This is a genomic window from uncultured Zoogloea sp. (assembly GCF_937894855.1).
GTDB lineage: Bacteria > Pseudomonadota > Gammaproteobacteria > Burkholderiales > Rhodocyclaceae > Zoogloea > Zoogloea oryzae.
The window spans coordinates 1-11,764 of record NZ_CALAYQ010000098.1 but is presented as its reverse complement, the minus strand read 5'-3'; the positions used below and the strand labels follow the sequence as shown (position 1 = coordinate 11,764).

The following is an 11,764-nucleotide window of genomic DNA, read 5'->3' as shown; positions in this document are numbered from 1 at the left end:
TCAAGCAGGGCACGGTGACGGCCTCGCTGATGCTGCGCAAGCTCGGCAGCTATCCGCGCCAAAACGGCTTGGCCGTCGCCCTGCGCGAGCTGGGGCGCATCGAGCGCACGCTGTTCATTCTGGATTGGCTGCAAAGCGTGGAGCTGCGCCGCCGCGTCCATGCGGGGCTGAATAAGGGCGAGGCGCGCAACGCGCTGGCCAGAGCGGTCTTCTTCTACCGATTGGGTGAAATCCGCGACCGCAGTTTTGAGCAGCAGCGCTACCGGGCCAGCGGCCTCAATCTGGTGACGGCGGCCATCGTGTTGTGGAACACGGTCTATCTGGAGCGTGCCACCAGTGCTTTGCGTGCCCACGGTAAGGCGCTGGACGACACGTTGCTGCAATATCTGTCACCGCTGGGGTGGGAACATATCAACCTGACCGGCGATTACCTATGGCGCAGCAGTGCCAAGGTCGGTGCGGGGAAGTTCAGACCATTGCGACCGCTGCCACCGGCTTAGCGTGCTTTATTTTCCGTTTTCTGAGACGACCCCTTCATCACCAGCCCGGCCGCGTTCGACTTTTCCTGGTTTTTTTGTACCCGAATGAAGTTGTCAGTGAAAAACGGTTCCGACATGCCGTTATAGTCATCAAGACCCTCGTGATGGCCCTATCGCGTCGGCCGTATCACGCCAGCGGCAAGTCGGAGATGCCCCGCACCCGGATCGACCCCGCGCTCCATGCCCCTCGTGACGCAGCCGGGCAGGGCACGCCGTCCTGCAACCCGCAGCGAGCGCCCCACGGCCGGCCGGTTCTGGAATCCGGGTTGATTGCGTACCCACCAACATTGCCTGGGAAGCCCCATGCCTCTCGCCAATCGCATCGAGCGCAGACGCCTCTTTCTGCCGATCATCGCCCTCATGGTGCTGCCCATCCTCCTTGTCTGGGGGGCGGTGGTCTACAAGGCCACGACCGAAGAGGAGATGGTCATCAAGGCCGTCTACACCGAAAACCTCAACCTCGCCCGGGCTTTCGAGGAGCACACGATCCGGACGATCAAGAGCGTCGATCAGGCGGTGCTGTTCCTGAAGTTCCAGTACGAGCGCTACGGCGACAAGGTGAACATCGCCGAATACGTGCGCGAAGGAATGATCATCAGCAACATCTTCAACCAGCTGGGGGTGATCGACGAGAACGGCATCTACATCCTGAGCAATCTGCCCAACCACAAGCAGATGGATCTGTCCGACCGGGAGCACTTCCGGGTGCACAAGGAGAAGGACACCAATCAGCTCTTCATCAGCAAGCCGATCCTCGGCCGCGCCTCTGGCAAGTGGTCGATCCAGATGACCCGGCGCATCAACAAGCCCGATGGCAGTTTTGGTGGGGTGGTGGTGATTTCGGTCGACCCGTTCTACTTCTCCGACTTCTACCGGAGTGTGGAGCTTGGTTCGGGTGGCGTGGTGTCACTGGTCGGGCTCGACGGCATCACCCGCGCCCGGCGGGCCGGCGACAACATGACGGTCGGCCAGAATCTCAGCCAGAGCGCGCTGCTCCGCGTGATCCACGACAAGCCGATCGGCAGCCTGCGGGCGACCAGTACGTCGGACGGTCTCGACCGGCTTTACAGCTATCGCACGCTCACCGAGTATCCGCTGATCGTCGCGGTCGGCGTCACCGAGGAGAGCGCGCTCAGGGAGTTCCGCTCGCGACGGTTCGGCTATCAGGTCTTCGCGTTCGCGACGACGCTGATCGTGCTGCTCTTCGGCACCATCGCGATGCGCCTGCTGGACAGGCAATACCGCATCACCGCAGAGCTGCGCGAGAGCCAGATCAGGGCGGAATCGGCCAACCGGATGAAGTCCGAGTTCCTGGCGTCCATGTCCCACGAGCTGCGCACGCCGCTCAACGGCATCATGGGCTACGCCGAACTCCTGCGGGAGAGCACCACCGGCGAGAACCAGGAGTTCGCCGGCGTGATCCTCGATAGCAGCGAACACCTGCTCGATCTGGTGAACTCCATCCTCGATCTGGCCAAGATCGAATCCGGCAAGACGGAGCTGGTGATGCGCCCCGAGCCCCTGCGCACACTCATAGACAAGATCGTCCGCACCTACCAGCCGCCGGCCGCCAAGAAGGGGCTCGAACTGGCCGTGACGCTCACCGACGATCTGCCGGCAGACTTCGTCTGCGATGCGACCCGGGTGGTGCAGGTGCTGAACAACCTGCTCAGCAACGCGATCAAGTTCACCGACCACGGGCGTGTCGAAGTCCGCGTCTCACGGGTGGGCGACGAGCTGGAATTTGTCGTGGCCGACAGCGGCTGCGGCATCGCACCGGACATGCTGTCCCACGTGTTCGAGCGCTTCAGCCAGGCCGACAACTTCCTGACCCGGCGCCATCAGGGCACCGGGCTGGGCCTTGCGCTGGTGAAGGAGCTGGTGGATCTGATGGGCGGCTCGGTGAATGTGCGCTCCGAGCTCGAAAAGGGCAGCGAGTTCATCGTCCGCCTGCCGCTGGGCGACTGAGCGCCAGCAACAAAAACGGGGAGCGATCCGCCCCCCGTTTTCCCTGCGTTTTTTCGGCCGTCCGGCTTAGTCGCCGCGCAGGCCGTTTGATTGGGAGCGGCCCGGCGCGGGCTTGCCCTTCTTGGCGCGCTTGCCCAGCCACGGCTCCCAGTCCTTCGGCGATACCGCAAACTCCACCGCCTTGCCACCACGGGTGGCGGCCAGCAGGGTGAGCCCGTTGGTGGCGACGCAGGTGGCGGCCAGGGTGTCGCCCTCATCCAGCGCCATGATGATGACGCCGCGCCCACCGCCGGAGAGCTCCTTCATCTGATCCAGCGGGAACACCAGCAGCTTGCCGCTGGACGACAGCGCCGCCAGATGCTGATTGTCGGCGCCATCGAAGAGCACCGGCGCGAGCAGCTTGCCGCCCGCATCCACCGACACGAACTGCTTGCCGGCACGCTTGGTGGCGGTCATGTCGCCGAGCTTGCACAGGAAGCCGTAGCCATCCACGCTCGCCAGCAGCACCCGCTTGTCGGCCGGGCCGGCGAGCACATGGGCGATCTTGGCGCCACTCGGCAGCTCGACGAAGGACGCCAGCGGCGCCCCGTTGCCGCGCCCGTCGGGTAGCGTCGAAACCGCCACGGTGAGCGCACGGCCCCCGTCGGTGATGGCGATCAGCGAATCCACGCTGCGGCACTCGAAGGCCGAACCCAGGCGGTCGCCGTCCTTGAAGGCCACGTTGGCCAGATCGACGCCGTGGCCGCTGCGGCAGCGCACCCAACCCTTTTCGGAGACGATCACGGTGACGGGCTCGTCCACCACGGTTTGCGTGACGCCGGCGCGGGCAGCTTCTTCCACCAGGGTGCGGCGCGCGTCGCCGAACTTGGTAGCGTCGGTCTTGATCTCCTTCACCACCAGCCGGCGCAGCTTGCCCTCGTCGCCCAGCAGGGCTTCGAGGTCGGTCTTCTCGCCACGCAGTTCAAGCAGCTCGCGCTCGATCTTGATGCCTTCGAGGCGGGCCAGCTGGCGCAGGCGGATTTCCAGGATGTCCTCGGCCTGCCGGTCACTCAGGTCAAAGCGGGCGATCAGTGCCACCTTCGGGTCATCCGACTCGCGGATGATGCGGATCACCTCGTCGATGTTCAGGAAGACGATGTGGCGGCCTTCCAGGATGTGGATGCGATCGTTCACCTGACCCAGCCGGTGCGCGGTGCGCCGGCGCACGGTGCCGATGCGGAAGCGGCCCCACTCGTGGAGGATGTCGGCGAGGCTCTTCTGGGCCGGCCGGCCATCCAGGCCGATCATCACCAGGTTGATCGACGCCGAGGTCTCGAGGCTGGTGTGGGACAGCAGCAGGTTGGCGAACTCGGCCACGTCCTGGTTGCGGCTCTTGGGCTCGAACACCAGCCGTACCGGCGCATCCTTGCCGGATTCGTCGCGCACCCGGTCGAGCGCGCCGAGCATCAGCGCCTTGAGCTGGGCCTGATCCGGGTCGATGGATTTCTTGCCGGTCTTGGGCTGCGGGTTGGTCAGGGTCTCGATCTCGAACAGCACCTTCTGGGCCGAGACGCCCGGCGGCAGTTCGTTCACCACCAGCTGCCACTGGCCGCGGGCCAGATCCTCGATCACCCAGCGGGCGCGCAGCTTGAGGCTGCCGCGGCCGGTTTCGTAGGCGGCGCGGATGTCGGCCGCGGGCGAGATGATCTGCCCGCCACCGGGGAAATCAGGCCCCTTGATGTGGGTCATCAGGTCGGCGACGGTCGCTTCCGGGTGTTCGATGGCGTGGATGGCGGCGTCGGCCACCTCGCGCAGGTTGTGGGACGGGATCTCGGTGGCCATGCCCACCGCAATGCCCGAGGCGCCGTTGAGCAGCACGAAGGGCAGCCGGGCGGGCAGGAGCTGCGGCTCTTCAAAGGCGCCGTCGTAGTTAGGACGGAAATCCACCGTGCCCCGGTCGATCTCGGAGAGCAGCAACTCGGCGATGGGCGTGAGGCGGCATTCGGTGTAGCGCATCGCCGCGGCCGAGTCGCCATCCCGCGAGCCGAAGTTGCCCTGGCCATCCACCAGCGGATAGCGCAGCGAGAAATCCTGGGCCACCCGGACCATCGCGTCATAGACGCTGGAATCGCCGTGGGGGTGGTATTTACCGATCACGTCGCCAACGACGCGGGCCGACTTGACGTGCTTGGAGCCCGGCGCGAGGCGCATCTCGTTCATCGAGAAGAGGATGCGGCGCTGCACCGGCTTGAGGCCGTCCTCGACCTGGGGCAGGGCGCGGGACTTGACCACGCTCATCGCGTAGGCCAGGTAGGCGCGCTCGGCGTAGAGGTCGAGGGGCAGGGCGTCGTCGCTGCCCAGCAGCGGGGTGACGGGCGGCGCGGGCGGCTCGCCACCGCCGGGTGGGGCGTCGGGGGCGTCGGGCAGTGCGTCGAAGAGATCCGGGGTGTCGTTCATGGTGCGGTGCTTGCGGCTGGCGGCACGGGGCCGCCTGGGTTGCTGGCGCCCGTCGGGCGCGACAAAGGCCGCAAAAATACCACAGGCACCGCTGATTCAAATCCCTGAAAAGCTGTCCGGACGTGCTTTTCGTGCGGGGGCTCAGGCAGGCACGGCAGCCGGCGACAGCGCGGCTGCCAGCGCGCCCACATCCAGCCAGCCCAGCGGGTAGCCGCCGGCGGGGGTTTCCACCTGCAATCCGTCGGTCTCCACCCGGGCCACGAAGATCGGATCGCTGGCAATGGGGCACATGAACAGCTCCTTTTCGGGGCTGCGTCCGTCCCGCACCGCAAACATCGCCAGGGCCAGGGTGTGGGCCTCGATGGGCGTGAGGCGCACCTTCAGCGCGTCGCCGAGGCGCAGCACCAGCAGCCGGCCGAGGCCGCGGTGTGTCGTGTCCGTGACGCTGAACGGGGGATTGTCGGTTTTGTGACCGCTCGCCGCCGTGCTCATACCGGCTCCCGATGGGCGAGGAGGGCGGCCACCACCGACCCGCCGACGCCGTCCTCGGGGTCGAGTTCCTCCAGCTTGGCAAGCGCCCGGGCCGAGGTGTCCTCATGGCCCCGGCGCAGCTCGATGAAGGCCAGGGCCTTCAGAAACTGCAGCAGGAAACGCCCCGGCAGCTCCGGCGCGGCAGCCCGCTGGGCAGGCGTCCAGCCTTGCCAGTCGAGGCTCATGGCGCACTGGGCCGCGGCCTGGGCGAGGCCGGCCGTGGCCGTGTCGAAGGCGGAATCGAAATCCCGCAGCTTGTTCTGCAGCTTGAACAGGCAGCGGTAGGACGGCAGCACCGCAGGCGCCACCTCGATGGCCGCGCGGAAGCAGGCCCGGGCGCGGGCCGGGTCGCTGTCGTGGGCGGCGACGCCCTGTTGCAGCAGGGCATTGACGTGTTCGGGCAGGTCACCGAAGTCGACGAGGTCTTCGGTGAGGCTTGTCTGGACCATGAAACTCTCCGGGGAATGGTGATTCCGGAGGGCTATAGCAAGTATGGGGCCAGCATGCCGGCCCCGGCGGGATCAGCGGCAGGCGAGGCGGAAGGCGGCAGTGATGGCGGCCTCATCCAGGCGCCGCCCGATGACGACGATGGTGGTCTCAAGGGCCTCGCCGGCGGCCCAATCCCGCCCGTAATCAAAGCCAGTGATGCGATGCACGCCCTGGAAGACCAGCCGGCGATCCTCGCCCCGCACCGCCAGCACACCCTTGTAGCGCAGCATGTCGTTGCCGTGCTTGAGGAGCAGATCCTCCACGAAACTGCCCATCAACCCGACGTCCACATCCCCGGCATGGTGCAGCACCATCGACGCGATGTCGTCATCGTGGCGCACGAAGGCCCGGTGGCTGCCACCGCCGCGGGTGAGGCCGGCGGGCGCGGAATCGGTCAGGAAGGCCGGAATCTGCTCCAGCACGTCGGAGAGCACGAAGGCGTCCAGCGCAAACAGCGCGGCCAGATCCGCCTCGGCCACCGGCACCGGGGCAACCGGCGCCCGGGCGTTGATGCGGACGAGGCGATCCTGAAGCGCGGCGAGGGCGTCGGCATCCACTGCGTCGGTCTTGGTGAGGAGCACCCGGTCGGCAAAACCGATCTGGGCCGCAGCGACGCGGTTCTCGTTGAGCTGCCGCCCGGCGTGGATCGCATCGACCACGGTAAGGATGCCGTCCAGCTCGTAGCGGTCGCGCACGCCTTCATCCACAAAGAACGCCTGGGCCACCGGCGCCGGGTCGGCGAGGCCGGTGGTCTCCAGCACCAGATGGTCGAAGTCCAGCTCGCCCCGGTCTCGCCGGTCGGCCAGATCCGCCAGCGCCACCGACAGCTCGCCCCGCACGCTGCAGCAGATGCAGCCGTCGGTGAGCTCCACCACCTCGACCGCCGGCGACCCGGCGATCAGCCCACCGTCAATGCCCACCGCGCCGAACTCGTTCTCCAGCACCGCGACGCGCCGGCTGGGCTGGGTGGCGAGGTAGCGGTTGAGGAGCGTCGTCTTGCCGGCGCCGAGGAAGCCGGTAAGGATCGTCGCGCGGATCGGCGGGCGGGGGATGGCGAGGGGGTTGGTCATGGCTGCGGTACGCGGCAAACACGGAAACGGCCCGCAGCTTGCCACAGCCGCACGCGGGTGGGCGGATCAATTCCGCGATTGCCATGACGCAGGCTGCCGGGTTCGCTTTCGCTTCGTCGGGCAGATGCCGTCACGGGGCGTTCACGTGCCCTTAATTCCGGGGAGATAGATTGGTCGGGACATATCACCCTTGCAAGCAGCGCTCTCCCACCTCGATCGGACCCTTTCCATGAAGATCAAAATCCTGATTCCCCTTCTTTCCCTCGCCTTTCTCCAGGCCTGCGGCGGCAGTGACGATGACAGCCAGCCGGCGTTCAAGACCCTCTCCGGTGGTGCGCCGCTGGTGATCGGCCACCGGGGGGCGTCGGGCAGTCTGCCGGAGCACACGCTGGAATCCTACAAGGCAGCCATCGAGCAGGGCGCCGACTTCATCGAACCCGATCTGGTGCTGACCAAGGACGGCGTGATGATCGCCCGCCACGAGCCGATGCTCGATGGCACCACCGATGTGGCGACCAAGTTTCCGGCGTCGCGCATGAGCACCCGCAACGTGGATGGCGTGCCCACCACAGCTTACTTTGCCAGCGACTTTACCCTGGCCGAGATCCGCACCCTGCGCGCGGTGCAGGCCCGCTCCAGCCGTTCGCAGGTGTACAACGGGCTGTTCGGCATCCCCACCCTCGACGAGGTGATCGCCCTGGCCAAGTCGGAAGGCGCCCGCCTGGGCCGCACGGTGGGCATCTATCCGGAGATCAAGCACTCAACCTTTCACGCCGACGAGGTGCGCTTTGGCGCCAACGTGTTCGAGGAAAAGCTGCTGACCACCCTCCACACCGCCTACGGCAACGTGGCAAGTGCGCCGGTGTTCATTCAGTCGTTCGAGGTGAGCAACCTGCAATACCTCAACACCAGGACCAACATCAAGCTCGTGCAGCTGATCGACGCCGACGACGTGAAGGACGACGGCAGCATGTCGCTGGTGGCCCCGTACCACAAGCCCTACGACTTTGTGGTGAAGAACGACGCCCGCAGCTTTGCCGATCTGCTCACCTCCACCGGGCTGGACTTTGTGAAGACCTACGCCGATGCGGTTGGGCCGTGGAAACCCTATCTGGTGAAGACAGTGAACGACGGCGTGGAGCGCACCGGCGACGCCACCCTCACCATCAACGACCGCCGGGTGGACGGCAGCACCGGGGTGACCGAGCTGGCCCACCAGAAGGGCCTGCTGGTGCACACCTGGACCTTCCGTGACGATGCCAGCGGCTACGGCTTCGCCGACCCGAAAGCCGAGATGCAGTACTACATGCGTCTTGGCATCGACGGCGTGTTCACCGATTTCCCCGCCACCGGCGTGGCCGCGCTCAACGGCATCCGCTGACCGTCACTCGAGCTTGAAGTCGGGCGCAGGGGCGACGCCTGCGCCCGAAACCGTGTTGATGCCGGGCTCTCCTGGGATGGAGGGCACCCATCCGACGGCGGTGGCAGCGATGCCTTGCTCGTGGATCTGTCACCCGACTTTGCCTGCCGGCGACCCGACTTCGGCTGCGCGCGACCCTTGGCTGGACGAACCTGGAGCCGATGTCGGCTCGCCGCCCTCCGACTTCGACGAGTTGCGAGCCGACCCCGACTTCCCGGGAGGTGACCGAGGGGCGCGCCGCCCCGGGCAGGGGGTGGCGATCAGCCGATGTCGCCCAAAAATGAGGCGACTTCGGCTGGGCGTCAGCCTCATTGGGGGTGGCGCGACATCGCCGAGGGTGCGCGGGAAGGCAACAGAGGGGGTTCGACGCCCGACCTTGCCTGTCTGGGAGGGGGCGTCGGATTGCCTGGAGCACCCCCCGAAGGTCGGGCACGTCCTTCAGCAACACCGCCCCGGCCGCCCATCCCCACCCCCGTACCGCGCCTCCTGACGCTCCCGGAAGAACGCCTCGTAGGTCATCACCGGCTGGTCGGGGTGGGTCAGGCGCATGTGCTGCACGTAGGTGTCGTAGTCCGGCACGCCCACCATCAGGCGGGCGGCCTGGCCGAGGTATTTGCCCATGCGGGCAAGATCGCCAAACATCTGCCGGATTCCCTCAGCTGTTTGCCGGCATCGGCTCGAACGGGGTTTCCACCGCCGTCGGCTTGCTGTTGCCCAGGGCGCGGAAGCAGGCGGGAATCGCGTAGGCGAGGATGCTCACCACCAGCAGCATGAACAGGCCCGCCAGGGCCGCATCTACGTAGTTGTTGGTGACGATCTGGTGCATCTGGTCCAGCGACTTGGCCGGGGCCAGCACTTCGCCGCGGGCGATGCCGGCTTCGTACTTGAGGGTCGGCCGGGAATCGTGCGAAATCCTCAAAAAAAACGCTTAGCCGATTGTTCTAAAACAAAAAGTCACTTGGCTGATGCAAAGGCCGGTTTTCACCGGCCTGTCCTCTTCAACTGAGGCTTAGGCTCCGCAAGCCAGCGCCTTGTTGGCACTGACAAAAACACTGTCAGACTTAGTTTTGTACTCGGCACTCGGCGTTCCATTGTGAGTTTTGCACATTGGAGCGATGAAATTGAGCTTCCGAAGCGATTCGTCCTTCATGTTTGGCAAAATGACATGCGCCCCTACCTCAGCGTGGGACTCACATCCTTGCACATGACATTTCGGTGTCGTGGAAGCCTTCGCAAATTTCTTCCAATGGCCCAGCCAGGAGCCACAACTGCAATTCTTGCCAGAGGTTCCATTCAGATTTTTCATCGTGATGGAGCCACTTCCGGTCAGCGTTTTACTCATGAACATCTCCCTAAAATGACCACGCACGCGCATGGCAACCCATGATATTGGGATTCCCTCCACAAAATTCAACGGTCATTCAGTTGGCTTACCCGATTCAACCTCCAGAATTCGGAACCCCTCATCCAGGGCTTCGGCCTTGCGTCGAAAATCCAGCACGTAATCGCCGAAACGATTGATGTGCTCCAGCCGGTATGGCGCCAAGCCAGCCAAGACTTCCTGATTGATCACAGCCCCTTCTGCCTGGAGTTGTTTCAGAACGCGGCTCATCCCCACCACGTTGTGCAAGATGACCAGGTTGGCGACCAGATGGTTGTATTTGATGATCTTGCGCTGCTCATGGCGCAGGTTTTCGGCAATCACCCCTTCTCCGCCAAAGAACAGCTTTTTCTCGAAACCGTTGAATTGCTCCGACTTGTTGGTTTCCGCGTGGATGAGTCGGCGCAGTTCGACGTCGCCAACATATTTCAGCAGGAACATGGTTCGGATCACCTTGCCGAGTTCCTTGAAGGCGAAATACAGCTTGTTCTTTCGGCTGTAGGTGCCCAGGCGACGCAGAATAGCCGAGGCCGAAATCTTCCCGAGCTTGATGGATACCGCCACCCGCAACATGTCCGGCAGATGGGTCTCGATCATCTGCCAGTTGATGTCGTCACTGAACAGCCGGTCGATATGCGTGAATTTCTTGTTGCTGTCGGGACGGTGGAAGACCAGATCCTTGATGCCACGGATGCGCGGCATCAGCTTGATACCCAAGAGGTGGGAAAGCGCAAACACCGTGTAGCTCTGGGCCTGGGTATCGCCGTGGATGGTGTCTGGTCGGATATCCGAAGTGTTGGTCATCAGCCCATCAAGGATGTGGGTGCCCTCGTAGGTGCCGCAGGAAATGAAGTGGCTAAACAGCGCGATGAACTTGTCGGAGACATGGTAATAGCCGATGCCGCCATAACCACCATAGCGGATGTGATGTTCGGAAATCAGGTTCTGCTCGTAGAGGTTCCATTTTGTGCCGTCGGCCGAGGCATGCTTGCCTGATCCCCAGTAGCCGGGCAATTCAAACTTGTTGTAGGCATTGATGACCTTGACGATGGCTTTTTCCAGCACCTCTTCTGTCACGTACTTGATGTTGAGCCACGCGATCTGCTTGCGGCTCATGCCCCGAATCGATCGTGCTGTCTGGGTCGGCCCGAGATTGCAGCCATAACAGAACAAGGTGCTGATGACCCGCGGGCGCAATTCCTCGATTCGGCTTTCGGTGCCCATCAAGGGTCGGAAGAGCTTGTGCAATTGCAGCCAGCGCTCAGTATCGATCAGTACGTCGACGATACTGATGTTCTCCATGTGCTCGGTGATCAACTGGTCGATCGCCTTGATGCCGGGCGGCGGTTCGCTAGTGGGCGGTTTTTTCAGGATCAGCCGGCCATCGACAATTTCGGCATAAGCATTTTCAGGAAATTCGGCATCGACCGCCTCGGCCGTCTCCAGCAAAGCCGCTTTCAAGGTCTCGGTGAAGGCTCTGGAATCGGTTTCGACTCCAGTGACCTCGCCATACTGCGCCAATTCGCGATTCAGGGTGTCGTCGTCAACCAGTTGCTCCCGGTAATCGTCGTAACGCTCGCCATGCTGGATGAACAGGTCACCCGATTTGAGTTCATCGCGGATCGCATACAGGACCGCGAGTTCGAAGTAACGGCGGTTGATGGCAACGACCTGACCGTCGGCGCGCTCGGTGATGACCAGTTTCCGCCACGTTGTGGGCAGCCACAGAAAATCTTCGTCGGCATTCAGCCCAACCAAGGATAGCGGAACGATTTCATGCCGGGTGCCGCGTAGCACCTGAAGTGCTTTCATCATCCGCATTAAGGTGTCGTCTTCGCTACTGCTCTGCGGATTGACGATTTCGATGCAGTTCAACAACTGGGCGCGAACCATCTTGTAGGGTTGGATGAGGAATGGCAGGTGATTGCGT

General features: G+C 64.0%; 11 protein-coding genes. 3 read left to right on the top strand and 8 right to left on the bottom strand.

From position 1 onward, the window contains the following. Both Q0672_RS12275 and Q0672_RS12270 read left to right on the top strand, forming a co-directional pair. Window positions 1-500, top strand: a 500-nt coding sequence (locus tag Q0672_RS12275; RefSeq protein ID WP_298622533.1) for a Tn3 family transposase, incomplete at its 5' end; no start/stop codon positions are given. A 342-nt stretch (window positions 501-842) separates the two neighbouring features. Beyond that, the gene (locus Q0672_RS12270) at window positions 843-2,507 is read left to right on the top strand and encodes a hybrid sensor histidine kinase/response regulator (RefSeq protein WP_298622532.1); all 1,665 of its coding nucleotides are present in this window, start codon (window positions 843-845) and stop codon (window positions 2,505-2,507) included. Between the two features lie 66 nt (window positions 2,508-2,573). Here Q0672_RS12270 and parC read toward each other — a convergent pair whose 3' ends face one another. The 4 genes from parC to Q0672_RS12250 all read right to left on the bottom strand — a co-directional run bounded on the left by parC (window position 2,574) and on the right by Q0672_RS12250 (window position 7,033). Beyond that, window positions 2,574-4,943, bottom strand: coding sequence for a DNA topoisomerase IV subunit A (parC, locus tag Q0672_RS12265; RefSeq protein ID WP_298622531.1), 2,370 nt, complete (start codon window positions 4,941-4,943; stop codon window positions 2,574-2,576). Between the two features lie 141 nt (window positions 4,944-5,084). Further along, window positions 5,085-5,435 (bottom strand): hypothetical protein, encoded by a 351-nt coding sequence (locus Q0672_RS12260; RefSeq protein WP_298622529.1) that lies wholly within the window; start codon window positions 5,433-5,435, stop codon window positions 5,085-5,087. Continuing rightward, window positions 5,432-5,923 carry a hypothetical protein gene (locus Q0672_RS12255; protein WP_298622527.1) on the bottom strand — a complete coding sequence of 164 codons (492 nt, stop codon included), beginning with the start codon at window positions 5,921-5,923 and terminating at the stop codon, window positions 5,432-5,434. Before Q0672_RS12255 ends, Q0672_RS12260 begins: the two co-directional genes overlap by 4 nt. Window positions 5,924-5,995: 72 nt before the next feature. After that, the gene (locus tag Q0672_RS12250) at window positions 5,996-7,033 is read right to left on the bottom strand and encodes a GTP-binding protein (RefSeq protein WP_298622525.1); all 1,038 of its coding nucleotides are present in this window, start codon (window positions 7,031-7,033) and stop codon (window positions 5,996-5,998) included. 229 nt (window positions 7,034-7,262) lie between these two features. Between Q0672_RS12250 and Q0672_RS12245 the strand changes: the two genes are divergently transcribed. Then, complete coding sequence (locus Q0672_RS12245) at window positions 7,263-8,414, top strand: glycerophosphodiester phosphodiesterase (RefSeq protein WP_298622523.1); 1,152 nt, start codon at window positions 7,263-7,265, stop codon at window positions 8,412-8,414. Between the two features lie 477 nt (window positions 8,415-8,891). Here the strand turns inward: Q0672_RS12245 and Q0672_RS12240 are convergent, their stop codons facing one another. The 4 genes from Q0672_RS12240 to Q0672_RS12225 all read right to left on the bottom strand — a co-directional run. Beyond that, window positions 8,892-9,095: a YbdD/YjiX family protein gene (locus tag Q0672_RS12240; RefSeq protein ID WP_153163004.1), complete on the bottom strand. Its 204-nt coding sequence runs from the start codon at window positions 9,093-9,095 to the stop codon at window positions 8,892-8,894. Between the two features lie 13 nt (window positions 9,096-9,108). Beyond that, a complete protein-coding gene (locus Q0672_RS12235) occupies window positions 9,109-9,372 on the bottom strand; it encodes a hypothetical protein (RefSeq protein ID WP_298622521.1) in 264 nt (87 codons plus the stop codon). Window positions 9,373-9,462: 90 nt separating this feature from the next. Then, entirely contained in the window at window positions 9,463-9,795 is a 333-nt protein-coding gene (locus tag Q0672_RS12230; protein ID WP_139235525.1) for a hypothetical protein, read from the bottom strand. A 75-nt stretch (window positions 9,796-9,870) separates the two neighbouring features. Next, window positions 9,871-11,764: Tn3 family transposase (locus Q0672_RS12225; protein WP_298622519.1), on the bottom strand; the 1,894-nt coding region annotated here is incomplete at its 5' end.